Source organism: Martinezella lusitana (assembly GCF_010668395.1).
Classification (GTDB): domain Bacteria; phylum Pseudomonadota; class Alphaproteobacteria; order Rhizobiales; family Rhizobiaceae; genus Rhizobium; species Rhizobium lusitanum_A.
On the sequence record NZ_WUEY01000008.1, the window covers coordinates 124,512 to 149,229 of the forward strand.

Annotated in this window: 22 protein-coding genes; 9 read left to right on the forward strand and 13 right to left on the reverse strand. The window is 61.0% G+C overall.

Annotated features, from left to right (window positions below; all coding sequences use genetic code 11):
• Positions 1–15: 15 nt before the first annotated feature.
• Both ugpB and GR212_RS19065 read right to left on the reverse strand, forming a co-directional pair.
• The gene (gene ugpB, locus GR212_RS19060; protein ID WP_163988282.1) at positions 16–1,323 is read right to left on the reverse strand and encodes a sn-glycerol-3-phosphate ABC transporter substrate-binding protein UgpB; all 1,308 of its coding nucleotides are present in this window, start codon (positions 1,321–1,323) and stop codon (positions 16–18) included.
• 486 nt (positions 1,324–1,809) lie between these two features.
• Positions 1,810–2,244, reverse strand: coding sequence for a PACE efflux transporter (locus GR212_RS19065; RefSeq protein WP_163988285.1), 435 nt, complete (start codon positions 2,242–2,244; stop codon positions 1,810–1,812).
• 87 nt (positions 2,245–2,331) lie between these two features.
• Here GR212_RS19065 and GR212_RS19070 point away from each other — a divergent pair, with 87 nt between their 5' ends.
• Positions 2,332–3,234: a LysR family transcriptional regulator gene (locus GR212_RS19070; protein ID WP_163988287.1), complete on the forward strand. Its 903-nt coding sequence runs from the start codon at positions 2,332–2,334 to the stop codon at positions 3,232–3,234.
• Positions 3,235–3,333: 99 nt separating this feature from the next.
• On the opposite strand, the gene GR212_RS19075 is transcribed toward GR212_RS19070, so the two are convergent.
• Positions 3,334–4,086, reverse strand: coding sequence for a Crp/Fnr family transcriptional regulator (locus tag GR212_RS19075; protein WP_163988288.1), 753 nt, complete (start codon positions 4,084–4,086; stop codon positions 3,334–3,336).
• A gap of 647 nt (positions 4,087–4,733) precedes the next feature.
• Here GR212_RS19075 and GR212_RS19080 point away from each other — a divergent pair.
• The 6 genes from GR212_RS19080 (at position 4,734) to fhuB (ending at position 12,646) form a co-directional block, all read left to right on the forward strand.
• The gene (locus GR212_RS19080) at positions 4,734–5,132 is read left to right on the forward strand and encodes a hypothetical protein (protein ID WP_163988290.1); all 399 of its coding nucleotides are present in this window, start codon (positions 4,734–4,736) and stop codon (positions 5,130–5,132) included.
• A gap of 466 nt (positions 5,133–5,598) precedes the next feature.
• A complete protein-coding gene (locus GR212_RS19085) occupies positions 5,599–6,117 on the forward strand; it encodes an RNA polymerase sigma factor (protein ID WP_163988292.1) in 519 nt (172 codons plus the stop codon).
• Between the two features lie 105 nt (positions 6,118–6,222).
• Positions 6,223–7,176, forward strand: coding sequence for a FecR family protein (locus GR212_RS19090; protein ID WP_163988294.1), 954 nt, complete (start codon positions 6,223–6,225; stop codon positions 7,174–7,176).
• A gap of 125 nt (positions 7,177–7,301) precedes the next feature.
• Positions 7,302–9,743 carry a TonB-dependent siderophore receptor gene (locus tag GR212_RS19095; RefSeq protein ID WP_163988296.1) on the forward strand — a complete coding sequence of 814 codons (2,442 nt, stop codon included), beginning with the start codon at positions 7,302–7,304 and terminating at the stop codon, positions 9,741–9,743.
• 136 nt (positions 9,744–9,879) lie between these two features.
• The gene (locus tag GR212_RS19100; protein WP_163988298.1) at positions 9,880–10,668 is read left to right on the forward strand and encodes an ABC transporter substrate-binding protein; all 789 of its coding nucleotides are present in this window, start codon (positions 9,880–9,882) and stop codon (positions 10,666–10,668) included.
• Position 10,669: 1 nt separating this feature from the next.
• A complete protein-coding gene (gene fhuB / locus GR212_RS19105) occupies positions 10,670–12,646 on the forward strand; it encodes a Fe(3+)-hydroxamate ABC transporter permease FhuB (RefSeq protein ID WP_163988300.1) in 1,977 nt (658 codons plus the stop codon).
• 127 nt (positions 12,647–12,773) lie between these two features.
• On the opposite strand, the gene GR212_RS19110 is transcribed toward fhuB, so the two are convergent.
• Positions 12,774–13,406: a TetR/AcrR family transcriptional regulator gene (locus GR212_RS19110; RefSeq protein ID WP_163988301.1), complete on the reverse strand. Its 633-nt coding sequence runs from the start codon at positions 13,404–13,406 to the stop codon at positions 12,774–12,776.
• A gap of 73 nt (positions 13,407–13,479) precedes the next feature.
• Between GR212_RS19110 and GR212_RS19115 the strand changes: the two genes are divergently transcribed.
• A complete protein-coding gene (locus tag GR212_RS19115; RefSeq protein WP_163988303.1) occupies positions 13,480–15,000 on the forward strand; it encodes an FAD-dependent monooxygenase in 1,521 nt (506 codons plus the stop codon).
• Between the two features lie 105 nt (positions 15,001–15,105).
• Here GR212_RS19115 and GR212_RS19120 read toward each other — a convergent pair whose 3' ends face one another.
• From GR212_RS19120 to GR212_RS19160, 9 genes are all read right to left on the reverse strand, one after another.
• Positions 15,106–16,257, reverse strand: coding sequence for a M20 aminoacylase family protein (locus tag GR212_RS19120; protein ID WP_163988305.1), 1,152 nt, complete (start codon positions 16,255–16,257; stop codon positions 15,106–15,108).
• 8 nt (positions 16,258–16,265) lie between these two features.
• Entirely contained in the window at positions 16,266–17,030 is a 765-nt protein-coding gene (locus GR212_RS19125) for an ABC transporter ATP-binding protein (protein ID WP_163988307.1), read from the reverse strand.
• Between the two features lie 26 nt (positions 17,031–17,056).
• Positions 17,057–17,758, reverse strand: a complete 702-nt coding sequence (locus GR212_RS19130; RefSeq protein ID WP_163988309.1) for an ABC transporter permease — start codon at positions 17,756–17,758, stop codon at positions 17,057–17,059.
• Complete coding sequence (locus GR212_RS19135; protein WP_163988311.1) at positions 17,758–18,471, reverse strand: ABC transporter permease; 714 nt, start codon at positions 18,469–18,471, stop codon at positions 17,758–17,760. The genes GR212_RS19130 and GR212_RS19135 overlap by 1 nt, the downstream gene beginning before the upstream one ends.
• Positions 18,472–18,665: 194 nt before the next feature.
• Positions 18,666–19,466 carry a transporter substrate-binding domain-containing protein gene (locus GR212_RS19140; protein ID WP_163988313.1) on the reverse strand — a complete coding sequence of 267 codons (801 nt, stop codon included), beginning with the start codon at positions 19,464–19,466 and terminating at the stop codon, positions 18,666–18,668.
• 30 nt (positions 19,467–19,496) lie between these two features.
• Positions 19,497–20,300, reverse strand: a complete 804-nt coding sequence (locus GR212_RS19145; protein ID WP_163988315.1) for a dimethylarginine dimethylaminohydrolase family protein — start codon at positions 20,298–20,300, stop codon at positions 19,497–19,499.
• Positions 20,301–20,341: 41 nt separating this feature from the next.
• Positions 20,342–21,304 carry a citrulline utilization hydrolase CtlX gene (gene ctlX / locus GR212_RS19150; RefSeq protein ID WP_163988317.1) on the reverse strand — a complete coding sequence of 321 codons (963 nt, stop codon included), beginning with the start codon at positions 21,302–21,304 and terminating at the stop codon, positions 20,342–20,344.
• 346 nt (positions 21,305–21,650) lie between these two features.
• Positions 21,651–22,028 carry a hypothetical protein gene (locus GR212_RS19155; RefSeq protein ID WP_163988319.1) on the reverse strand — a complete coding sequence of 126 codons (378 nt, stop codon included), beginning with the start codon at positions 22,026–22,028 and terminating at the stop codon, positions 21,651–21,653.
• Between the two features lie 607 nt (positions 22,029–22,635).
• Positions 22,636–23,565 (reverse strand): LysR family transcriptional regulator, encoded by a 930-nt coding sequence (locus tag GR212_RS19160; protein WP_163988321.1) that lies wholly within the window; start codon positions 23,563–23,565, stop codon positions 22,636–22,638.
• Between the two features lie 89 nt (positions 23,566–23,654).
• On the opposite strand from GR212_RS19160, the gene GR212_RS19165 reads away from it, so the two are divergent.
• A complete protein-coding gene (locus GR212_RS19165; RefSeq protein WP_163988323.1) occupies positions 23,655–24,623 on the forward strand; it encodes a nitrilase family protein in 969 nt (322 codons plus the stop codon).
• Positions 24,624–24,718 lie beyond the last annotated feature (95 nt).

Consider the following 24,718-nt stretch of genomic DNA (forward strand, 5'->3'; position numbering starts at 1 on the left):
GGGCGCTCCGCCGGTTCAGTTGCCGATGGCCTGCTGGATCGCGGCGTTGCCGCGTTCGACGGCCTTGTCGAGTGCCGTCTTGGCGTCCTGCTTGCCGGCGAGCATCGCCTCGAACTCCTCGTTCATGATGTCGCGCACCTGCGGCAGGTTGACGAGCCGGACACCTTTGGAGTTTTCCGTCGGCGCCTTGCCCATCATCTGCAGGATCGGCGTTTCCCGGCCGGGGTTCTTGTCGTAGAAGCCGGATTTCTTGGTGTCCTCATAGGCGGCCATCGTCACCGGCATGTAGCCGGAAACCTGATGCAGGCGAGCCTGGATCTTGGTCTGCGAGAGGAAGTGGAAGAATTGGGCCACGCCCTTGTATTCCGCATCGGTCTTGCCGGCGAAAACCCAGAGGCTTGCGCCACCGGGTATCGTGTTCTGCGGCCCGTGTCCCTCATAATAAGGAAGCTGGCCGATGCCGTAGTTGATGCCGGCCTTGACGATGTCGCCGAGACCGCCGGACGATTCCGTCAGGATCGCGCATTCGCCCGACGTGAAAAGCTGCTTGGCTTCCGACGTGCGGCCGCCGTAGCGGAAGGTGCCGTCCTTGGCGAGATCGGCAATTGCCTGGAAGTGCTGGACGAAGAGGGGGGAGTTGAATTCGAGCTTGACGTCCGTGCCGCCAAGGCCGTTTTCGTTCGTGCCGTAGGCGACGTTGTTCCAGGCCGCAAGGTTTTCGGTCTGGATCCACGTCAGCCAGGTCGAGGTGAAGCCGCAGGGCGCAGCACCGCTCGCCTTGATCTTCTTGGCGGCGTCGAAGACTTCGGGCCAGGTCTTCGGCGGGTTTTCCGGATCGAGGCCGGCCCTCTTGAAGCTGTCCTTGTTGTAGAAGAGAATCGGGGAGGACGAGTTGTAGGGAAAGGACAGCATCGTGCCGTCCGGCTTGGAATAGTAGGAAACGATACCGGGCAGATATTCCGATTTGTCGAAGGTGTAGCCACCCTTCTGCAGCACGTCCGCCGCCGGCATGATCGCACCTTCCGCTCCCATCATCACGCCGCTGCCGGCATCGAACACCTGCAGGATCGCCGGTGCCTGTTTCGCACGGAAGGCGGCGATGCCGGCGTTCAGGGCTTCCGGATAGGAACCCTTGAAGACGGGCACGATCTTGTAGTCGTTTTGGCTCTCGTTGAATTCCTTCGCAAGCTGCTCGACGACCTCGTTATTGGCGCCGGCCATGGCATGCCACCATTGCAGCTCGGTTGCTGCAAGCGCGTGCGTCGCGCCTGCGATCGACATGGTCGCCGCCGCCAGGTGGATTGCAAAAGCTCGAATGGACATATATCCTCCCTCATTGAATTTATTGGCGTAAATGCAGTCTCGCTTCGTTTCCGCCGATCCCGAACCCTCCTCCGGTCCGCAATTGGCATTGTCTGGAATGTCACACCGTCATGGCGCCCGCTTTGCAAGCGCGTTCAATGTACTCTAGCGCCTGCTGCCCATCTGTCCAGACGTTGACAAGGATTTTATAAGCCAGCTACTCTTCCGGCCTGTCGATCGTGCCGGATGCGCAAGCCGCAGAAAGCGGCGAAGCCTTGGGGATCGCGGCCATCCGAGGTCGCTCGATGCGATGGAGATCTTCCGGCATATAAATGCATGAAGCGACCGGAGTTCGGTCGCTTCAATCGGGTCGGGCGTATGGGCAAGGCTTTGGCTAGGTCGTTCGGCGCGAACGAAGCCGGCATTTTGCACGCTGGCGCCTCGAACGGGAGTTATCGGGAACCGCAGCGGTGTCTATCCATCGGAAGCGGAATGGACGCCGCGCATTCAGGATGCGCGTGCTGACGGCATCGCCCCGATCGGAAATGCCCGGTCGTATGCGATGTTGAAGAAGAACGCGTAGACCAGGTAAAAGGCGACGATCGCGATGTCCATCGCCAGCGCGGTCACCAGGCTGATCCCGAGATACCAGGCGATAAACGGAATGAGCATGACGATCAGGCCGGCTTCGAACAGGGCGGTGTGGGCGAGACGGATGGGTATGGTCTTCCGCACGCTACCCTTGAGGCGCAGCATGGCCTTGTCGAATCCGACATTGAAAATGAAATTCCACACCGTCGCCGTCGTGGCGGAGATGATGCCGACAATACCCATGTGTTCAACGGGCTGATCGAACAGCAACGCAGCGCCCGGCGTGAAGACCGCCAAACCGATGAGTTCGAACATGACCGCATGTCGGATGCGGTCTTTGAAGGTACGCATTTCGATGTCCTCTGTTGTTGTTGTCGATCGCGGTTCTATCTGATATTCACCATAGGTAAAGTTAGATAGTATCTGGAATTCGGATAGATGACGGTTTCGCTCGAACAATTGGAGGCTTTCACCACCGCCGCCGAAGCAGGCTCCTTTTCGGCGGCTGCACGGCATTTGCGCAAAGCGCAGTCGGCGGTCAGCCTGCTTGTCTCGACGCTGGAGGACGATCTCGGCGTCAAGCTTTTCAGCAGGGCGACCAGGAATCCGATATTGACCGACGCTGGCAGGCGGCTGTTGCCGGAGGCCAGGTTGCTTCTCGACCGCCGTGAACATCTGATCGGTGTTGCGAGAAGCTTCGAGGAGCATGTCGAGACCCGGCTTGCCGTCGCCATCGATGAGCTTTACCCCGAACCATCGACCGGGGCGCTGTTTGCAGCCTTTGCCGAACGCTTCCCGCATGTCGAGCTTGAATTGCTGTTTCCGCCGACCAGGGATGTTGTCGGGCTGGTTCTCGGCGGCAAGGCCGATCTCGGCGTGATGTGGCGGCAGGAAGACCTGCCGCCGACGCTGGGTTTCCATACAATCGGCTGGGTGCCTCTCATTCTGGTGTGTGGTCGCGACCATCCCCTGGCGCAGTCTCCCGTGACATGGGAGGAGCTTAAGCGCCATCGTCAGATCATGGTGACAAAGCGCAGCGACGGCATGGAGACGCATCGCCTGCGTGTGGCCGCCGAGGTGTGGTGGGTCGAAAGCCATTGGGTCATCCTGCAGATCCTGCAGCAAGGCATAGGCTGGGCGCTGATCCCCGCGCATATTCTGGAAAACTCGCCGCTGGCTCCGAACCTGGCAACGCCGCAGCTTCAATTCGACGAGGGTGCCCATCCCGTCGCGCTGGAACTCGTGTGGCACAAACAACGCCCGGCAGGCCCCGCGGGCAAATGGCTTCGCGAGCAGTTCGCGGCAAGCGGAATAGACTATCGAAAGCCCGACGAAGGCTAGGGTCGCAATGGTGGCAACGGCTGGCTCCGACGCTACATGCTCACTGTCTTCGCTGTCGAATTCACATGATCGCCGGCGCCCATCATTTCCATCTATTTGCTATTGCAGATAGGACGCGTCGAAGTCGGCCAGATGCTCCAGCTTGTCGAAATCGAGAAGCTCTACCCAGCCATCGTGAAATGTCATGGCATTCAGCTCGCGCAGATGCCTGAGAACACGATTGAAATGAACGGCTGTCAAACCCAGGGCGTCGGCAATCAGCGACTGGGTTAAAGGGCATTCATATGCCGTCTTCATGTCGGGATGTGCAATGCTCAATCTCGAGCCGAGTTCGAGAAAGAAGTGAGCCGCCCTGTTGACAGGTCGCCGCCGACCGACGTCAACCAGATGCTGGCTGACGATAGCCTCATCTCGAAACGCCAGCCAAAGAATCGCCATGGCGAGGCAGTTATTGGAGCGAAGAGCGGCAAGCAGGCTTTCGATATCTATCTCACCGACTTCGATGCGTGTTACAGCGCAAAGATTGCCATCGACATCGGGGATCAAAAGCCGTCGAATACCTATGAGATCGCCTGGCACATGAAAATTGATGATCTGCCGTGTCCCATTGCGCAACAGTGCATAGGAACATGACCATCCCGATTGGAGCAGATACGCATTCTGGCCCTGTTGATCTTCATGGATAAGATCGCTCCCTTTCGTGAAGACGCGCTTTCGCATCACAAGCGCATCGAGAACTCCCATGGTCTTGGTCAGACAATCCATATGCAGAGCAGGACGGCCCATGCTCTTGTTCGTAGACAGCGAACAATGGTTGAATTGATGTGCAGGTGAAAATGGATCATGTGGCATGAGAGGTGCCTTCAAGGTTCGATGCCGAGACACTACCCCCTTGCAGGAAATATTATACCTGGCCGCATTATTCTAAAACTAAACTCGGGTTAATGATTGCAAGCAGGTAAGATGGGTGCTCAATCATCATCTCATGTCTTCTTTAATATTTACAAGGTGTTAGGATGAAGATCATCGATATCCGGCAGTTGGCATCACGAGCGCGCACTTCTTGATGAAGCAATTGTGATAATATTTTTCAAAGTATTGATACTCTCTATTGCAGCACAATACACAGAAAGTCGATGGCACATAAGAACGGCCATCAGCCCATGCCGACCCGGCGATATCCGTGGGCGAAATTCCCTATCGAGAACAAAAGCTAAGCGGCAATAGTCGTTGCCGCCGATGACGACATGAGACGGCGATATCATGACCTCTACGACCGGCGATGATGTGCCCCATGGTCGGCAGGTACATCAACGATGAGCATCTTCCTGGCGCCCGGTACGGCCCGAAGGCGCGGATGCATTGATTAGGATTATATCGACGCATCACGAAGCGGCTCAGATTGAGGCATGCGGGTGCTTGTACAAGCAGCCGCACTTCGGAAACTCAAGATCATGCCTGTTCGGAAGAACCGGCAATCGCTCCTGATGGAGATTGAAATGTTCAAGACACCCAAGTCAACGATCGTGTTCGCCGTTCTGGGAACGACCTTTGCCGCTCTCGCGGCCTCGTCCGTTCCGAGCTTTGCCGCATCGACCTGCGCGGGAGATCTGCGGCTCACCAGAACGGAGTTGCGCGATACGCCGAACGGTCAGCAAAAAAGCGAAGCCATGGGACTTTATTCTGCTGCGATGAACGCGCACGACAATGGCCAGGAAGGCCGATGCCTGGGAGATATCAATCGCGCCGACGCGGTACTGACCGCTGCCTCCGACCCTTCCCCGTCCATGTATCCCTTCGACCCCGGCAATGTTGGCGTGGACCCTCCCTCCACTCCCGCACATCATCATGGTGACCATGGAGACCATGGCCACGGGCACGATCACGGGCGGCACTAGACTTTCGTCCTGCCGGATAGATGCAAGTGAATTGCGCTCCACCCGCGATGGGAGTCGCGGGTGGTGGTTTCGCATGGCCCAGCTCTGTTCATGGGCTCGATAGGTCTGGGCTCCCATACCAAAAGACGAATGCGGATATCGCGTCATCCAGCCATGCTCGGTCGACCGCGGACGGGCGGCCATTCGCCCCGGACATGTCAAATCAATGGCTGCCGGCGGCGCGAATTGTTGCCAATCGGCAACATAATGTAACAAAACATGATTTTTATTTTCATGTTTTATCCGGCCGCAAACCAAGTCGCTAAGAGCAAAAACAATAGGTTACGCTGCCATTTCCGCGCGGCGAGATCACGCTTCGCCCGTTCCATAGAATGAATCCAATCTATAGCGATTGCGGAGGCAACCCGGTCTTTGTAATGGCTGATCGGACGCATGGCGGAAGATCGCGGGGTATGTCGGGTTTGCGATGACGAGTTGGGGCAGCAAGATCGGGCGGCTTTTTGTCGAGCATCACCGGCGGTTGGAAGCCCTGGTGCGTAGAAGCGTTCGCAATCGCGAGACGGCGGCCGATATCGTACAGGATGTTTTCGTCCGCGCTCTCGCGGCGGGGCCAAGGGCAACTGCCGAGGACGATCGCAATGTGCTCTATGCGGCAGCCAGGAATGCGGCCATCGAACATCACCGGCGCGAACATAGAAGGGCCGAGATAATCTCCGGCGTCCTGCCGGAGCAGATGCACGCCTCCACCTCATCGACGGAAGCAGGCCTCGAGGCGCGGCAAGCGCTTTCCGCGCTCGACGAGGCGCTGGCCGCGCTGTCGCCGAAGTGCAGGGATATTTTTCTGATGCGCCGCGTGGACGGGCTATCGAACAAGGAAATCGCTCGCCTGCAGGGAATTTCCATCAACAGCGTCGAAAAGCATATCGCGCGAGCCCTGCGCCATTGCCAGGCGAGCCTTGCCGATCACATCCGGGAAGAGAACTGAAATCCTGTCATTGTGAGACACGGCATTTCACCCGTCGCCCGTTCTCCTTTATAGAGATGGCGCGTGCTTTTCGGTGCGCCATGACTGCGCGTTGTACGAGGAGAGATGACGAGCGACGAACCGACGGAAGAGCAGCGCGACCAGGCGGCTCTATGGCTGGCAAAGCGGACGGGGGGCTCCTTCGGAGCAAGCGACGCCCGAAAGCTGGATGACTGGCTCAATGCCGATCGCCGTCACCGGCGAGCGTTCGATGATTTGCGCGTTCTCTATGCCCAGTTGGAACTGCCGGCCCAGCGTCTTGCGGCAAGGACCATGTTTCGTCGCAAACTCGCCCTGGGTTTGCGTCCCCGTCTGGGCTGGCTCATTCCGCCGGCCGCTGCGATCGCCGTATTCCTCGGTTTCTGTTGGCTCAATCCATCCCTGGTCGAGAACTGGCAGGCCGATATCGTCACGCATCAGGAAATTGTCTCGGATATTACGCTGCCCGACGGCTCGCTTGCCCGCCTTGGTGCGGATACGGCTGTCGGATTGGATTTCAGGGACGGCCGGCGGCGTGTCCGGTTGTTGCGCGGCGAAGCCTATTTCGAGGTGCGGCATGGGGTGCCGGGAACCTTCACAGTCATCACCAGAGGCGATGAGGTGCGCGATATCGGCACCAAATTCAACGTCGACATGGGCATTGCGGAAACCGACGTGGTCGTCTCGGAGGGCGCCGTTGCCGTCATCGGCAGCAATGACAGCGTGCCGGTCATCTTGCGCGAGGGCAATGAGACCACGCTTGCCGGCGGTCGCGTGGGTAAGATCGCACCCACCGATACCAGCCTCGCCCTTTCCTGGATGAGCGGGCGTCTGGTCGTTCAAGGGGCGCGCGTGGCCGATGTCGTGCGCGCGCTGGAGCGGCATTCGCCCAGGCCGATCGTGGTTCGCGGCCGGCTGGCCGATCGCAGGATATCCGGCACCTTCCCGCTGACCGATGTCGATGCATCGCTGGAGACCATCGCGCAGGCGGTCAACGCCACTCTTACGCGCGTACCTTCGCTGCTGACTGTTCTCTACTGAGACAAAAATAGCCGGCGCCGGCATTTTTCTTGGTTGGACAGACACGGCAGGTGCTCCGTCACCCGTTTCACCAATGAGGGGCCGCTCGATGGCCGCGTTGGCAAGGGTTGATCAAGGAGTAGATAATGGCAGGGCGCGCAGGCGGAGCTAAGGGACGCAATCTTGGCAGGCTGATGGCCACAACGGCGTTGCTGATGGCAGGAGTGATTCCGGTTGCCGCACAGCAGGATGCAAAAGCCAGCCGCCCCGGCGTTTCGGCATCGGCCTATCGCTTCGATATTCCCGCAAAGCCGCTCGCGGCTGCCATCGCAGATGTCGGGGCCGTCAGCGGCTGGCGCATCGCCTATGGCTTCAGCCTGCCGGCGGGCAGCCGTTCCGCTCCCCTGAGCGGCACGATGTCCGCGCCGGAGGCGATCGGCAGATTGCTTGCCGGAACGGGTATCAGCTACCGGGTCGCCGGCAACCAGTCCATCGTGCTCAGCGATCCGAAGCAACCGGCTACCGCTGCGGGCGCCGATGGCGCAACCGCATTGGCGCCGATCGTGGTGCAGGGCCAGCAAACTGGCGCGACGACCGAGGGAAGCGGTTCCTATCGCGCCGAATCCGTAACCATCGCCGGCAAGATACCGGTTCCGATTCGGGAGATTCCGAATTCCGTCTCCGTCATTACCCGCCAGCGGATTGCCGATCAGAATCTGAACACCGTCGAGGATACGCTGCGGCAGACCACCGGCGTCACGGCCACGCCCTACGGCGACGGCACGTCCTATTTCAACGCCCGTGGCTACAATCTCGATGCGCAATATGATGGCATGCCCGTGCCGGGAGGCGTCCAGTATCTGGCGCAGTTCGACATGTCGATCTACGATCGCGTCGAGATTCTTCGCGGCCCCGCCGGATTGCTGCAGGGATCGGGAAGCCCGGCGGGTGCGGCAAACTTCGTGCGCCGCATGCCGCTCGATCATTTTGCGGTCTCCACCGACACGCAGATCGGGTCCTGGAATTTCAAGCGCCAGACGGTCGACGTGACCGGGCCATTCAACAGCGACGGCACTGCCCGCGGCCGCTTGATCGTCACCGGCCAGGATCGCGATTTCTTCTATGACGACGCAGGCGAATGGCACGGCACGGCCTATGGCGCGCTGCAATTCGATCTTACGGACAAGACGACCTTGAGCCTGTCCGGCGCCTATCAAAAGCAGAGATTTTCACCATTCGACTACGGTCAATCACGCTACACCGACGGTTCGTACCTGAATGCGCCCAGATCGGCGTTCTTTGGCGCCGACTGGAGCTATAACAATTTCGAGACCAGCGAACTCTATGCGAACCTCAAGCATGAGTTCGACAATGGCTGGACGTCCAACACGACGCTGATGTATCGCGACATGCGCAACGACAGCACCTATGCCTACATGTACGACGGCGTCGATCCTGCCACCAACGAGGCCGCATATGCCGTGCAGGGAGGGCCGATCCATAAACAGTGGTTCGGCATCGACACCAATGTCTCCGGATCTTTCGACTTCCTGGGGCATGAGAGCCAGCTGCTGCTCGGCGCGAACTATGCCTATCGCACCTCGCGTTCGGAGGGCGGCTTTGTCGACGCCGGCGTCTTCAACATCTACTCCGCGCCCTCGACCGTGCCGGAGCTGGACGTTCCCTATGCCTTCGGAGATCAGTCCCGATCCAACGAATCCGGCGTTTATGGCCAGACGAGGCTGAAGTTGCTCGATCCGCTGACCGTCGTGCTCGGCGGCCGGTTCAGCTTCTACAGCAACGAAAATCGCTCGCTGGTGCCGACAACGACCGACTGGGCATCGGATCCCAGCGTCAACGGCAAATTCACCCCCTATGCCGGCGTCGTCTACGACCTGACCGACAACTATTCCGTCTATGCCAGCTACTCCGATATTTTCCAGCCGCAAACGGAGACGACGGTAGCCGGAGGCGGGCTCCAGCCGCGCGTCGGCGAGCAGTATGAAGTCGGCGTCAAGGGCGTCTTCCTCGATGGCGGTCTGACGGCGACATTGGCCGCCTTCAACATCAACGACAACCACCGCGCCGTCGCCGATCCTTCGAACCCGCTCTATTCCGTCTCTGCCGGAAAGGCGCGCAGCCGCGGCATCGAGGCGGAAGTAACTGGCGAAGTTTTCACCGGCCTCAACCTGACCGCCGGCTACACCTACCTGCAGACAAAGTTTCTTTCGGATCCGGATTATCAGGGCCTGGTGCTGGATCCCGAAGAGCCGCGGCACACATTCAAGCTCTGGAGCAAATATACTTTCCAGGATGACAGCTCGCTCGACGGCGTGAGCCTTGGGGCAGGCATGCGCGCCTACAGCAGTTCGGACCGTGGCGCCGGCACCGGCATCGATGTCGGGCATCAAGGCGGCTATGCCGTCTTCGACGCGCAGGTCGGCTACAAGATCAACGACCATGCCGAGGCCAGCCTCATGGTCAAGAATATCTTCGACCGGACCTACTTCGACCGCATACCGACCCGGTATTTCGGCATATATGGCGAGCCGCGCAGCTTCATGGTCAGCCTGAAAACCCATTGGTAGGCAGATGCGGGCCGATTGCGATCCGCTTGGCCAGAAACTGACCCGGCGGCGCCTGCTGGCGCTGCTGGGCGGATCGCTTATTGTCTCCGGATCGGCGGGGAGAGGACTGGCCGGGGCGGGAGGTGCGTCTTCCAGAATGGCAGTTCTGGATTGGGCGCTGGCGGCAACGGCGTTGGCATTGGGTGGCAACGTCATCGGCGTGCCTGCCATCGATTACTATAGCCGGTCCGTCGTCGAGCCGCCGATGCCGGATGATGTCGTCGATGTCGGTCTGCTGTTCACGCCGAATTTCGAGCTGCTCGATCAGCTTTCTCCCGATCTCATCGTCATTCCGCCGGCGCTACGCATCGGCGAGCCGTTCCTGCAAAGGATCGCCGCGACGCGAGTGGTCGACCTTGCTCGCGACGGCGACGCAACCATCGCGGCCGCGATAGAGGGAACGGGGCATCTGGCGGAAGTCATCGACCGCCAATCGGAATGGGTTAAACAGCGGTCCGACATGGAGCGTCAATTGCAGGATGCGGCAGCGCAGCTGGCGCGATGGCGCGACCGTCCGCTCTGGATTGCAACATCGGCGGACGACAGACACCTGACGGTCTTCGGGCCGGGCAGTCTCTTTGCCGATATCCTGAACAGGCTTGGTCTCGTCAACGCCCAGAAGGAGAGCGGCTTCTGGCGCGGGCAGGCGACCGTCGGCCTCGAGCGCATCGCCGCCGTTCCCGAGGCGGCTCTTGTCCTGATCGATGCCGATGGCAGCAATTCTGTATCGCTGCCGGGAAGCGACAGCGTGTTCTGGCAAGCGCTCCCGGTTGTGCGCGAAGGCCGCGTTTTTCGCCTGCCGCCCGTCATGGAGAATGGCGGCGTCCCGGCGGTGATGCGCTTTTCCCGGCTGCTTGCCGCCGGCTTGAATGGCGGAGGCGGCTGACATGACCCACGTCCGCCATCCGCTCCGGCTCGTTTCGATAGGCCTTCTGCTCGCGTCCCTCTCCCTTGCGTTCAGCCTCTACGGCGCATCGCAGACCCTGGATCCGCATTTGTGGTGGCAGGCGGCGCGTGCGCCGGATCTTCATTCCATCCCGCAACTGACGTTGCACTACAGTTTTTTGCCGAGGATTGCCGCCGCCGTTCTCGTCGGTGCCGGACTGGCGCTTGCCGGCGTCCTCATGCAGCTGATCCTGCGCAATCCCGCCGCCGAACCGGCGACGCTCGGCGTGGCGGCAGGTGCCTTTCTTGCGTTGAGCCTGGCGACGCTTTGGGCGCCGTCTGTCATCCATGCCGGCAGAACCGGCCTCGCATTTGCCGGCGGCGCACTGGCCGGCCTTCTGGTGTTCGGACTGGCCTGGCGGAGCCGGTTCGCAGCGCAGGTCCTGCTTCTTGCCGGCCTGATGACGAGCCTTTATGCCGGCGCCATAAACACGCTGCTGATCATGCTGAACGGCGGCCTCATCAAGCTTTTCATCTGGGGCAGCGGCTCGCTGGCGATGCAGGATTGGAGCATCGTCCTCTATCTGTTGCCGCGCCTGCTGCCGGCCTGTCTTCTGAGCCTGCTGCTCATACGGCCGATCGCGGTGCTCACCATTTCCGACGAGGCCGCCGCCAGTCTCGGCGTCTCCCCATGGATGATCCGTCTGGCCGGACTTTCCCTTGCGGTCTGGATCGCGTCGGTCTGCGTGGCGGGCGTCGGCGTCATCGGTTTCGTCGGTCTTGCCGCGCCGGAAATCGTCCGCCGATGCGGCTATCAGCGTGTTCATGAACAGCTTTTGGCGGCCCCGATCTTCGGCGCGCTGTTGCTTTGGCTGACGGATCAGGTCTTCCAGCTGCTGCCGACCGCTTCGGAAATCCCGGCGGGTGCGGCCACGGCCTTTCTGGGCGCGCCCCTGCTGCTCTGGCTGGTTGCGCGCCGCAAGCAGATAAGGCCGATCATCGCAACGCAGATAGCCGCCTCGTCGGATCGCGTTCGTGCTCAAGGCCCGATGCTGGCCGTCATCCTCGCAGTGGCAGTGGCCGCAGTCTGCCTGTCGTTCCTGATCGGCCGCGGGCTGCACGGCTGGACATTCACCGGCCTCTCTTCGCCCGAGGCCACCTTGTTCTGGCGCGGTCCCCGCATGGCGGCTGCCGCCGCCGCCGCGGTTCTGATGGCCATTGCCGGCTGTATCGTCCAGCGCCTGACATCAAATCCCTTGGCAAGCCCGGAGCTTCTCGGCGTGAGCTCGGGTTCCGCGCTCGGCGTGATCGTGGCGCTCCTCATTCCCGGAACGGGCGCCGCCATGTCTGTCTCGCTCAGCATGGCGGGCGGCGGCGCAATCCTTTTCCTGCTTTTGCTGTTCGGTCATCGCAAGGCCTTTGCGCCGCATGATCTCTTCATGTTCGGCATTGCGCTCACGACCTGGGTGAGTGCCTTCGTATCGCTTCTGCTCGCCAGCGGCGATCCGCGCATGTTCGACCTGTTGCGGTGGTTGAACGGCTCGACCTTTCTTGCAACGCCGATCGACGCCATCGTCCTCTGTGGCTGTGCCGTCCTGGCACTCGCCTTGCTGCCATTCTTTTCCCGCTGGTTGACGCTGCTTCCGCTGGGGTCGAGCACGCCGGCGGCGCTCGGCATGCCGCTCACCCGCGGCAGAGGCCTGCTCCTTGCCTTTTCATGCATTCTGGTGGGCTTGTCCGTGCTGATGATCGGACCGCTCAGCTTCGTCGGGCTGATGGCACCGCACACTGCCAGGATGCTGGGCTTCCGGCGACCCATGATGGAAATGGCCGCCGCCTCGGCAATCGGCGCCGTCGTCATGATTCTTGCGGACTGGCTCGGCCGCATTCTGCTGTTTCCGAACCAGATCCCCGCCGGATTGATCGCGACACTGATCGCGGCGCCCTATCTCTTCGTGCTGATGACAAGGCGCTCCTGACCTGCGGATATCGCTGATTGCCGCACCCGCGGTCGATGGCGCCGGTTTCGAGGCGTCCGCCGCCGACGGCCGACCGAACCTCGGACTTCGACACGCGCTTTGCACCGTCGGGATCGAATTGGATCCTTCATACGTAAGGTGAGCCCGCTATCGCGGCTTTCAGGCCGGTCGTTCCCTTTTCGACAATGGCGAGAAAGGCGGCCTTCGCTTCCTCCGTATCGCGATTCCGTCGAAAGGTTCCGTGAGCCTGAATGAAGGCTACGGTCCATGCTGCCAGGAGCAGATTGGCCGCCAGATGGGCATCGGGATCCGTCGCATCCCGCCCTGCGCTTTCGCATAGCGCCATCGCTATGACCTGCGCCAGTTCGTCCCGTATCGCCCTGGCTCGCGCCTTCAGACTCTGGCTGGCCTCGATCGTTTCCACGAAGCCTTGGCTTCGGGCGGAGAATTCCACGTAAGGGCTCTGAGCGGCGACCAGCCGGTGAGCGAGCAGGCGTAGCGCCTCGACCGGAGCAATGCGGGGATCGCGCTTCAGCAGCGCTTCGCGCAGGATTTCGCGACCCTCTTCGTCGCGGTCGAAGAACATGTCCTCCTTGCGGGGAAAGTGATTGAAGACCGTCATCCGCCCGACGTCGGCTGCCGCGGCGATCTCATCCACGGTCACATGATCGAAACCCCGCTCCAGGAACAGGCGCGTGGCGGCGTTGGAGATGTTTTGCCGCGTGGCAAGTCGCTTACGGGATTGGCGGTCTGATGACATTGACTTTCGGCTCCTGATGGCGCATGTATAAATATACTTAGTACATATTTATATCAAGTATATGGAAAAACCAATGGAAAATCAAGTCGATGTTGTCGTCGTCGGTGCCGGCCCGGTCGGGTTGCTGACCGCGATCGAGCTGACCCTGGGCGGAGCGCGCGTCCTTGTGCTTGAACGTCTGGCAGCTCCCAGCATGGCCATGAAGGCTCTGGGGATGGGGCCTGTTGGAATAGAGGTATTGCAGCGTCGCGGGATGTCCGCAGCCATCGCCGCCGCGGAGGCACGCGGTTTCGAGGCGATGAAGCCGTTTATCGCGCAGAGCGGATCGGACGTGCGTGGGAGAGGGTCCAGGTTCAGCGGCCATTTCGCAGGCTTGTCTCTTATCCGCAAAGACGCGCAGAAAGAGCCGGAGCGACGCGCCCGCCCGGTGGATCAGCATGGCGTCGAAGCCATGCTGGCCGAGCGCGTGCTGTCTCTTGGGATAGAACTGCGCCGGGAATGCAGCGTGATCGGTTTCGCCCAGCATGCAGAAGGCGTCGACGTGGAATGGGCCTCTCCGGCAGGGAAGGGACATATTCGCTGCTCCTACCTCATCGGCTGCGACGGGGGGCGTAGCCTCGTCCGCAAGCTGGGAGGCTTCGAATTCGCCGGTACGCCTCCGACATCGACATTCTACCAGGCCGTCGCCGAAGTCGACCATCCGGAGCGTCTGCTGCCAAGCGGCTGGCGCCGCACATCGGGTGGCGTATTTTCCTACGGGCCTTTCCCCGGGCGTCTGGTCATGCTGGACTTCAGTGGCCCGCCTGAAGATCGAGATGCTTCCATCTCACCTGAAGAGATTGAAGCCGCATTGCGACGGGTGAGCGGCGTGGACGTCCGCGTGAAGGCGCTCGAAAGCGCAAGCCGGTGGACCGACAACACGCGCCTCGCCGATACCTATCGCCGAGGTAGAGTGCTGCTTGCCGGCGATGCCGCACATGTCCACACGCCGTTCGGTGGCCAGGGCTTGAGCCTCGGGCTCGCGGATGCTGCAAATCTCGGCTGGAAGCTTGCGGCCGTCCTTCGTGGCGAAATGCCCGAAACGCTGCTCGACACCTACACCGACGAGCGGCGTCCGGTTGCCGAGGCCGTTCTGGCCAACACCCTCGCTCAAATGGCTATCATGCGACCGGATCCGCAGGCGGGTGCTATGCGGGAACTTGTGGCACGCCTCATGCAATTCGACGACGTCAACCGGTTTATCGGCGAGATGACAAGCGGCCTTGCCACCCGCTACGATCTCGGCTCGGAACTGGAGGACGTCGGCCGGCTGATTGGCGACAGGCCCTTAAGCGGCGGCGATACCGGCGTTTCGCTCTACGAGGTCATGCAGGATGGCATGGGTGTTTTGCTCGACGCTTCGGCGGATGGACGTGCTGCCGAACAGGTAGCGGCCACCACATCCAGGGTCCGTTGCGTGGCCGTCGACACCGGACCTTCCATGCTAATCCGACCCGATGCCTGTATCGCCTGGATCGGGGAAGGAAACAGCGTGGACGGATTGCAAGAAGCCCTTCGTCGCTGGTTCAAGGCGATACCGGACAACGCACCGTGATGCCACCCCGGGCCGCGATCTGCCGGCGGAAATTGTTCACACCGGCATTGTGCCGGGATCGGCAGGCACAGGGTCCCATGCCTGCCTGAGCGGCCCTTGGCTTCCTCAGCCGAGCTGCTCTCTTGCCAGGTGGTAGAAGTACATGGCGCCACGCTCGAGAATGTCGTCGTTGAAATTGTAGGTCGTGGTATGCAGGCCGGCGCTGTCGCCGTTGCCGATCAGGACATAGGCGCCGGGAACCCGTTCGAGCAGGAACGAGAAATCCTCGCTCCCCATCAGGGGAAGGTCGAGGTCGATGAAGGCGTCCTCGCCGAAGCGCTGAACGATCATCGACTTTGCCGCTTCCACGGCCTGCCTGTCGTTAATGGTCGCGGGATAGCCGACTTGCCAGTCGAACGAGATGTCGGCGCCATAGCTCCTGGCCTGGAGTGAGGCGATCTGTTCCACGCGCTCGCGGATCTCCTCGCGCACCTTCGGGTTCATCGCCCTCATGCTGATTTCCAGCACGGCGGTGTCGGGAATGATATTGGAGGCCGAGCCGGACAGGAAGGCGCCGACGGTCACGACCGCGGGCTGGTGAGGGGAGATGTTTCGCGACACCAGCGTCTGGAGTGCCATGACGATGCTGGAGCCGACGACCACCGGATCGACGGTCAATTCCGGCTGCGCGCCATGGCCGCCCTTGCCCTTCACGGTCACCGTCACCACGTCGATCGAAGCTGCGATCGGTCCGGCGCGGGTTGCAAAGGTGCCGGCGGGAATGCCGGGCCAGTTATGTAGCGCGAAAACCTGGTCGCACGGGAAGCGCTCGAACAGGCCGTCCTCGATCATCAGCTTGCCGCCGCCGAAATTCTCCTCGGCCGGCTGGAAGATGAAATGCACCGTGCCGGAGAAGCTCTTGTCCTGCGACAGCGCCCAGGCTGCGCCAAGCAGCATGCTGGTGTGGCCGTCATGGCCGCAGGCGTGCATGGCGCCCGGATGCTGGCTGGCGTAGGGAAGATTGGTTTCCTCCTGCATCGGCAGGGCGTCGAAATCGGCGCGAAAGCCAATGGCGCGATTGCTGTTGCCCGCGCGAAGGGTTGCGACGATACCGGTCGTCGCGAGACCGCGGCTGATCTCGAAACCCCATTGCTCAAGCTGCTTGGCAATGAAGTCCGAAGTCTTGAATTCGGAAAGGCCGATCTCGGGCATCCGGTGCAGCTGGTGCCGGATATCGATAAGCTCCGGCAGGAAACTCTGGAAATCGATGTCGCTCATTGCGGTCCTCATGCCATGCGGAGAAATTGACGAAGCCGATCGGATTGCGGGTTCTTCATGACGGTGTCGGGAGCGCCACGCTCTTCGACCAGCCCTTTGTGAAGGAAGATCACTTCGCTCGAAATGTCGCGGGCAAGCGCCATCTCGTGGGTGACCATCACCATGGTGCGGCCCTCTTCGGCGAGCTTCTTGATGACCTGAAGCACTTCGTTCACGAGTTCGGGATCGAGCGCCGATGTCGGCTCGTCGAAGAGCATTACCTCCGGCTTCATGGCAAGCGCGCGGGCGATTGCCGCGCGTTGCTGCTGCCCGCCGGACAGCTGCGCTGGATACTGGTCGCGTTTCGGGGTGATGCCGACCTTCTCCATCAGGACTTCCGCCTCGGCGATCGCGTCCTTTCGCGACGTGCCAAGGACATGGATCGGTCCTTCGATGATGTTTTCGAGGATCGTTCGGTGAGACCAGAGATTGAAGCTCTGGAACACCATGCCGAGCCGGCTGCGAATATGTTCCAGCTGCCGGGGATCCGCGGCATGCATCTTGCCGCCGCGCGACGGGGCCGTGCGGATGACTTCACCCGCAACCGAGATTTCTCCCATGTCCGGCGTCTCGAGATAGTTGATGCAGCGAAGCAGGGTGCTCTTGCCGGAGCCGCTGCTGCCGATCAGCGAGATCACATCCCCCTTGCGGGCTTCGAAGGAGATGCCCTTCAGGACTTCGACACTGCCGAAGCTCTTGTGGATGTCCTTTACCGAGAGCGCAGTTTCGACCATTTCAGTTCCTCCCGAGGCTTTCAAGCTCACGCCCGAGCGGCGCGATAGCGCGTCATGCGGAGCTCGACGACGTTCATGATCCGGGTCAAAATGAAGACCACGGCGAAATAGATGATCCCGGCGGCGATCAGCGGCTCGAAGATCAGCAGCGACTGGCGCTGCAGCATCCGCGCCGTCCCCATCACTTCGAGAATGGTGATCGTCGATGCGAGGGATGTCGTCTTCAGCAGGATGATGAGATCGCTCGTCAGAACCGGCATGCAATGGCGGAAGGCCTGGGGCAGGGTGACGCGGCGCAGGATCGTCCAGCGTCTCATGCCGACCGAAAGGGCCGCCTCGATCTGGCCGCGCGGGATCGCCTGGATCGCACCACGGATGACTTCGGCGTTATAGGACGCTTGGTTCAGGCTGAGCGCGGCGATGGCGTACCAAAGGCCGTCACGCAGATAGGGCCAGAGGAAGCTATGGCGAACCCAGGTTCCGGGCAGGACCTGGCCGAGGCCGTAGTAGATCAGGTAGATCTGCACCAGCAGCGGCGTGCCGCGAAAGGCGAAGGTGAAGGCGAAGGCGGGCCAGGCGAGCAACCTGTACTTCGACAGGCGGGCGAGCGCCGTCAGCGTGCCGATGACGAGGCCGAAGATGCCTGCCGTCACCGTCAGCAGCAGCGTGAGCGGCGTCGCCTTGATGAGGGCAGGGAGAAAGGAAATGACGTTGGTGACCGTTTCCATCAGCGGTGCCCCCGGTTCAAGTGCTTTTCGATGCGGCTGATCGCGAGAACGGAAACCAATGTGATGAGCAGGAAGAGCAGCGCCGTGAGACCGTAGAAGAGGATGTACTGCTTGGTGCTGGCGGCTGCGCGGTAGCCCGTATAGAGCAGCTCGCTGAACGAGCCGAGCACCGAGATGATGGCGCTTTCCTTGGTGATGGACAGCCAGAGATTACCCATTCCCGGGACGGCGTGGCGCATCATTTGCGGAAGGATGACGCGGGTCAGGATCTTGCGCCGCCGCATGCCGATCGACACGGCCGCTTCGATCTGGCCCGGCGGCACTGCGAGATAGGCGGACCGCAGAACCTCGGTCATGAAGGCGCCGGAGACGAAGGCAAGCGCAATGATTGCCGCCCAGAAGGGGCTGAACTGGAAATTGGCGTCGACGAGGCCGGCATATTTCAGGAAGCGCTCGGCGCCGCTCGCGACGGAAAAATAGAGCAGCAGGATGACCAGCAGTTCCGGCAGCGAGCGGACGACGGTCGTGTAAAGTCCGGCAATCAGGCGAAGCGACCGACGGTGCGAAAGCTTGCCGGCGGCCCCCAGGAAGCCGAAGATCACGGCGACGACGTAGGAGACGATCGATACCTGGAGGGTCATCAGAAAACCCCAGGCAAAATTCGCGCCCCAGCCTTCCGGCCCCCAGCCAAGCAAGTGCCAATATGTGTCCATGCGTTCTACCTGCTCGATCCGGCCTCGCCCATGGCGTCAGCCGGATGGCCCTTGGTGTTGCCGATATGCGGGATCATGCGCTGTCTGGTCTGCCCGGTTGCGATGAAGCCGTGGAGCGATTTCGCGACAGAAGCCGTCGGGCAAGCTGGTACGGCGCCCGGGCGCAGCCGAAGCCGCGCCCGGGAAGCAAGCGATTACTTCTTGCCGAAGATCCACTTGTCGACCAGCTTCTGCGTCGTGCCGTCCTTGTTGAGTTCGGCAAGGGCGCCGTCGATCTTGCCGAGCGTGTCGGCATCACCCTTGCGGATGGCATAGGCGACACCTTCGCCAAGCGTGGTGTTCTTCGGTACGGTGAGCTTGACCTCGTAATCGGCGCCGGCGTCCGACTTCAGGAACGTCTGGATGTAGAGGTCCGGGATCAGGACATAATCGACGCGGCCGGCAACGAGATCGGCAACGGAATTGTCGGCGGTGTCGTAGCTCTTGGCTTCGGCGCCCTTCAGGTATTTCGCGACATAGGCGGCCTGGACGCTGGAGGTCTGAACGCCGATGATCTTGCCCGAAACGATAGCCGGATCGATGATCTTGCCCGAGCCGTCCGGCGCGTCGATCGTGGTGATCTTGGTGCTGTCGGACTTGGCGCCGACGAAGGACGTGCCCTCGGTATAATAGGGCGTGCTGAAATCCACGACCTTGCGGCGGTCATCGGTGATCGAGAAGGCGCCGATGATGAAATCGACCTTCTTTTCGTTCAGCGACGGGATCAGGCCGTCCCAGGCCATCTGCTTGATTTCGCACTTCACCGGCAGCTTTGCGCAGACCGCGCGGGACAGATCGGCTTCCAGACCTTCCCATTCGCCGGCTGCGTTGACCTGCGTAAACGGCATATAGGGTTCGGGCGTCATGCCGAGGCGAATGGTGTCCTCGGCATGAGCGAGGCCGGCGGACAATAGAATTGCGACACCGGCGATGATTTTGGATTTGAAGCTGTGCATGCTGTTCTCCCGATTTATTCTTGAGGTTGTTTATCGGCCGTTGCGGTACCAGCGCAGCGACATGCAGGACAGGCCTGCGTCAATCTTTCCGATCTGGGTCGTCTTCAACGGCACGACCTTGTAGCCGAGCTTGTCGAGCATCTCGATCGTGCGCGGGAAATCCGAGCCGACCATGACGACATCGTTGACGCGCAGGGCGTTGGCGGCAGGCTCTTCGCCTTCCGGAATGATGATCTGCTTGAAATCCTTGAAGACGCCGGAGCGGGCGAGGCGCGCGGTCGACAGCACGCTTTCGTCGTCGAGGAGCGAGCAATCGGTCTTGAAATGCAGCACGCCTTCGGGCGTCGCAACGATCTCAGCCTTGCGGCCGAGCTTGGCGATGCAGGCGGAAAGAGCTTCGGCTCCGACCTTGTCCGTGCGCGCGGAAAGGCCGATCATGACGCTCTTCGGCGTCGTCAGCACGTCACCGCCGTCGGCAAAGCCCGGGCTCGGCAGATCGAGAACGGTTTCGAACATGTCACGCAGGGTCGGCGTGATTTCCGCAGTCTCGCCGACACGGCTCAGCGCACCGGGACGAAGCAGGATTGCGCCTTCGGGGAAGACGAGCGCCGGGTCTTCGACGAAGATCGAGTCGGGGAAGGCTTCCAGTGCCGGAAGCACAGTCACTTCGACGCCGGCATCGCGCATCGCGGCGATGTAGGCATCATGCTCGGCCTTGACGCCCTCATAGGTCGGGTTGCCCCGATCATCGGCGCGCAGACCGTTCACGACCGAATGCGACGGCTCGCGGACGATGACGGAATTGAAGTGATAGACTGATCTTGCTTGCGACATTTCCAGGTACCTTTACGTTTGTACGGGCTTCTCTATCCGGCTCAACCGGCGGCGTAAAGCAATTGTGTGGCTGCCGGTTCGCGACGCGACAGGTGAATGCCGGCGAGCATGCAGCGGACCGATCCGCCCGCGAGCTCGATGGTCGAGACGTCGAAGGGAAGCAGTTTCGCAGACTGTTCGATCGCTTCGATCTGGGCGGCGTCCAGGGCGGTATGAGCCCTGGCCGAGAGCACGACCAATCGGCCGTCCCGGCCGTCCAGCTCAATGGCGTTGCCGGCGAAGTTCTCGATCTGCTCGATCGAAAGATCGATCACCTTGCGGCCTGTTTCTTCGAGGCGGGCGATGATTTCGCGTCTGCGGGCGACATCCGGGATCATCTGCGATCCGAGGAGCGCAAAATCGGTTCCGATGCACATCAGTACGTTCGTATGATAGATCGCCTTGCCGTTCCGATCGACGGCATCGAAGACCATCGGCTCGAAGTTGAAGTGCGTGCAGAAGCGTTCGAGTGCAACTTCATTGGTGCGATTGGAGCGGACGGCATAGGCAACGCGGCCGATATGGTCGAGCACCATGGCGCCGGTGCCTTCGAGATAGACGTGATCCTTTTCGAGGCCGGAGTAATCGATGACGTCCTGAACACGGTAATCCGTCTTCAGCATCTCGATCACGTCGCTGCGCCGCTCGGACTGGCGGCTGGCGGAATACATCGGGTAGATGGCGACGTGACCGCCCGAATGCGTCGAGAACCAGTTGTTCGGAAAGACGGAATCGGGTGTCGCGGCGGTCTTGTCTTCGAAAACATGCACGGTAACGCCGGCGGCTGCCAGGCCTTCGGCCATGCCTGTCACTTCGTCGAAGGCAGCACTTGCAATCGCCGCTGCTGCCCGCTTCTCGTCATTCGACTGGAACGAGTTGTCGTTCGCGGTCATCGGATTCGGAATAAAGTGATGCGGCCGGATCATAATGACGGACTTCGGCGCCTGTACGGAAAGCTTGCTCATCGCTCGGACGACGCTCCGCCGGAAAGCAGGGCTGCCTGGCCAAACAGGAATGCCTCGATGCCGATATCTCGAACCAACGCAACGACATTGCCGCCGCCTACATATTGAACCACGTTTTCAGCTCCCTCAGGAAGTTCGATGAGGCAGCGTAGGTAGGCATAGCGTCAGTTGAAATTCGAGAACTGCAGAAATTTTTACAGAAAACCGAACAGATTGCGCAATCGCTTTGTGCAGATTGTCCTGTCTGTCGCCGGGGATCTCGATTGCCGTCTCATTTCAGATCTGACAGAGGGACAAGGAGCCTCCGCTTCGAAGAGAGAAGGCGGCCATGCCGCGCGAACCGCCGTCAGACCTCCATCACGTCCTCAAAGGATTCCGGAAAGTTTTCCCGCGCCAGCTTTTCGTTGATGACCAGCATCGCCTCATAGGAGGTCGGATCGAAATCCTTGCCGGCTGCAACCACTTCGCGTCCGAAGAAGAGGTTCAGCCGGGCGGCGTCCAGATTGCCGCGCTCGAAAGGCTCCGCTCCGAAGTAGTGCCAGAGCGCGTGCAGGAAGGCTGCATCGACCCGGTGTTCGGCCGAACCCGGCCGGGCGCGGCGGGGCAAAGCCTTGATCGGCGTGACACCCTTGGGATTGGCGCGACGGATGGTGAACTGGATGCCTGTCCCCGGCATACCGGATGGAAACCCGCGGTATTTCGTCATGTCGGGAAGCTTGCCCATGGTCACTGCTCCTGGCTTGTATGTGTCTATCCGATACCGGACGGGCCGGCAGACCGGGTTACAACCTTTCGTCACTCTCCCGTCAACCTATCACAGGAATTTACCCAGGCCATCGCACGATTGCCTTTGAAGGCGAGGCGCGATTGTCGGTGGCGGGCTTGCCGTTTCGATGGGGGAAGATCGTCGCGGGACGGATTCTCCACCGCCAATTCAAGGGATGATCTCGGCTGCAGGGAGCCAAAAATATCTGCTGTGGACGAATCACGACCATCCCTTGTCGAAAGGCCGCTCGGCTCTAGTTTGCGAATCTCTAATGATTTGTGGGGGTTAGTGATTGTGACTTATGACTGGAGCGGTGTCAGGACACGGCGCATCAAGGCGATCAAGATGGCCGTTTCGGTGGCGATTGCAGTGGCGATACTCGCCACTCCGACAATGCTTTGGCTGAACGGCTCGTTTTAATCTGTCCGGCCGCCGGACCTGCCGGAATGGCAACGCTGAGGCGTTTATGGCTTGACGGTTCGGCTCACGGGTCGAGGGCCGCTTCGGTTGCCACTGGCACAGCGGTCAATGTTTTCCTGGCAGCTTGCAGCACGAACGGACCGCTTTATTTTCCGCCTCCGGGCGGTTTGCGGCTGGCCGCAAGGCCTGTCGCTCCTTCGTCGAATTGAAGGTTCTTCGACACATACTCCACGAAACGCGCCAATAAGGGGCTCGTATGCCTCCGGTGCCAGCAGATTCCGACGGGCCAGCTTGATTCCGGCCCGGAAAGAGCCTGCTTGTGGGTGGATCCGGCCAAGGCATGCACCCCGCGCCAGGGCAGGAAGGCGGCGCCCAGACCGGCGGAGACGATGGAATGCACCGTCAGGATATCATCCGCATATTGAACGATACGAGGCTCGAAGCCGGCCAGCGAGCGCCAGCGCCGGATCTGCTCATCCAGCCCGGGCCCGCGCGAGGGCGACAGCGCGACAAAGCCGAATTGGTTCAGTTCCGTCAGCCGATCCCGGGCGGGCATCCTCATTCCGCTAGGGAGCACCAATGCCAGCCGCTCTTCGATGACCGGCATGAAAGACAATTCGTCGCCTTCCCCCGGCGCCCGGCAAAAGCCGACATCGAGCCGACCGTCGCGCAACCGCTGATGCTGTTCCTGCGACGGCAGATCGTTGAGCGTGATCCGGCAATCCGGCGTCGCCGAACGAAAACCGGCGATCAGCTCCGGCGCGGCGACGAGGGTCGATATGCCAAATCCGATGTCGAGGTATCCCGTGAGACCGGCAATGGCGCGATGCATCTTCCGGTCGATATCATCGTTCAGCCGCAGAAGCGGGCGCGCTTCGCGCTGCAGGAGCTCTCCCAGCGGCGTCAGCTTCGCGCCGTGGCGGCCGCGTTCGAACAATGGGCCGCCCACCGCCGACTCCAGGGCCTGTATTTGCTTCGACAGGGTCGACTGGGTAACGAACAGCTTTGTCGACGCCTTGCCGTAATGGCCGGTATCGATCAACTGGATGAAGGAGCGGAGGAGTTTTATTTCCATTCTTAAATCGAATAATTTCAATCGAGAAAGTCATTTTACGAAAGAAAGCCCGCGTGGTCAAATTGCTGCGAGACAAAGGAGCAATGGAAATGACACTCAAGATTTCGTCCGTGCAGTTTCAACATCGGGCCAATGACAAGGCCTACAATCTCTCCCGCATCGTGCATTTCACGCAGGAAGCCGTTGAAGCGGGCAACCAGCTCGTCGTATTTCCCGAGATGTGCATCTGCGGATACTGGCATGTTCCCAAGCTCGATGGCCCCGCTCTGCAGGCGCTGGCGGAGCCTCTTTCAGGTCCATCAGTCACCCGTGTCGCCCACTTGGCGCGCGAGAAGGGCATAGCGATCGGCGTCGGCTTTCTGGAATTGGGAGAGGATGGAAAGCTCTACAACAGCTACGCGGTCTGCATGCCGGACGGGTGCGTCCATTGCCATCGCAAGCTGCATGCGTGGGAGCATCGCCTCATTTCCAGCGGCGATACGTTCACGGTATTCGATACGCCCTGGGGAATTCGCGCCGGCATCCTGATCTGCTGGGATAACAATCTGATCGAGAATGCACGCGCAACCGCGCTTCTGGGCGCCGAATTGTTGATCGCGCCGCACCAGGCGGGTGGCGGTCATTCCGTGAGCCCGCATGGGCTGAAGCGGATTCCCGTCGAAAAATGGATCAACCGTCATGAAAATCCCGAGGCGATCGAAGCCGAGTTTCGAGGGCCGAATGGCCGCGAGTGGTTCATGCGCTGGCTGCCGTCACGCGCCCACGACAACGGAATGTTCCTCGTCTTCAGCAACGGCGTTGGCCAGGACGAAGACGAAGTGCGCACCGGCAACGCCATGATTCTCGATCCCTACGGACGGATTCTGGCCGAGACCTGGGCGGCGGCCGACGCAAGGGTGAGCGCTGAACTCGATCTGGCGTTGCTCGACAAGTGCACCGGCCAGCGCTGGATACGAGGCCGCCGCCCGGAACTCTACGGCGTTTTGACCCAGCCCAATGCCAATGGCCTCTCGCCCATGGACGCACGCTACTCGGAAGCGCCAACCCGCACGAGCTAACGGGCAGGACCGATCCCATGCCGGCCTCCTGACGGCGGGGTCGGTCTACCTTCGCCGCCGTTTCATTCGTTCCGTGCTGATCCTTCAACGTGGGT

Bases quoted from the DNA above. Each gene is read 5' to 3' on its own strand.
- ugpB (WP_163988282.1), bottom strand. From the start codon at position 1,323: ATGTCCATTCGAGCTTTTGCAATCCACCTGGCGGCGGCGACCATGTCG.
- GR212_RS19065 (WP_163988285.1), bottom strand. From the start codon at position 2,244: ATGCGTACCTTCAAAGACCGCATCCGACATGCGGTCATGTTCGAACTC.
- GR212_RS19070 (WP_163988287.1), top strand. From the start codon at position 2,332: ATGACGGTTTCGCTCGAACAATTGGAGGCTTTCACCACCGCCGCCGAA.
- GR212_RS19075 (WP_163988288.1), bottom strand. From the start codon at position 4,086: ATGCCACATGATCCATTTTCACCTGCACATCAATTCAACCATTGTTCG.
- GR212_RS19080 (WP_163988290.1), top strand. From the start codon at position 4,734: ATGTTCAAGACACCCAAGTCAACGATCGTGTTCGCCGTTCTGGGAACG.
- GR212_RS19085 (WP_163988292.1), top strand. From the start codon at position 5,599: ATGACGAGTTGGGGCAGCAAGATCGGGCGGCTTTTTGTCGAGCATCAC.
- GR212_RS19090 (WP_163988294.1), top strand. From the start codon at position 6,223: ATGACGAGCGACGAACCGACGGAAGAGCAGCGCGACCAGGCGGCTCTA.
- GR212_RS19095 (WP_163988296.1), top strand. From the start codon at position 7,302: ATGGCAGGGCGCGCAGGCGGAGCTAAGGGACGCAATCTTGGCAGGCTG.
- GR212_RS19100 (WP_163988298.1), top strand. From the start codon at position 9,880: ATGGCAGTTCTGGATTGGGCGCTGGCGGCAACGGCGTTGGCATTGGGT.
- fhuB (WP_163988300.1), top strand. From the start codon at position 10,670: ATGACCCACGTCCGCCATCCGCTCCGGCTCGTTTCGATAGGCCTTCTG.
- GR212_RS19110 (WP_163988301.1), bottom strand. From the start codon at position 13,406: ATGTCATCAGACCGCCAATCCCGTAAGCGACTTGCCACGCGGCAAAAC.
- GR212_RS19115 (WP_163988303.1), top strand. From the start codon at position 13,480: ATGGAAAATCAAGTCGATGTTGTCGTCGTCGGTGCCGGCCCGGTCGGG.
- GR212_RS19120 (WP_163988305.1), bottom strand. From the start codon at position 16,257: ATGAGCGACATCGATTTCCAGAGTTTCCTGCCGGAGCTTATCGATATC.
- GR212_RS19125 (WP_163988307.1), bottom strand. From the start codon at position 17,030: ATGGTCGAAACTGCGCTCTCGGTAAAGGACATCCACAAGAGCTTCGGC.
- GR212_RS19130 (WP_163988309.1), bottom strand. From the start codon at position 17,758: ATGGAAACGGTCACCAACGTCATTTCCTTTCTCCCTGCCCTCATCAAG.
- GR212_RS19135 (WP_163988311.1), bottom strand. From the start codon at position 18,471: ATGGACACATATTGGCACTTGCTTGGCTGGGGGCCGGAAGGCTGGGGC.
- GR212_RS19140 (WP_163988313.1), bottom strand. From the start codon at position 19,466: ATGCACAGCTTCAAATCCAAAATCATCGCCGGTGTCGCAATTCTATTG.
- GR212_RS19145 (WP_163988315.1), bottom strand. From the start codon at position 20,300: ATGTCGCAAGCAAGATCAGTCTATCACTTCAATTCCGTCATCGTCCGC.
- ctlX (WP_163988317.1), bottom strand. From the start codon at position 21,304: ATGAGCAAGCTTTCCGTACAGGCGCCGAAGTCCGTCATTATGATCCGG.
- GR212_RS19155 (WP_163988319.1), bottom strand. From the start codon at position 22,028: ATGGGCAAGCTTCCCGACATGACGAAATACCGCGGGTTTCCATCCGGT.
- GR212_RS19160 (WP_163988321.1), bottom strand. From the start codon at position 23,565: ATGGAAATAAAACTCCTCCGCTCCTTCATCCAGTTGATCGATACCGGC.
- GR212_RS19165 (WP_163988323.1), top strand. From the start codon at position 23,655: ATGACACTCAAGATTTCGTCCGTGCAGTTTCAACATCGGGCCAATGAC.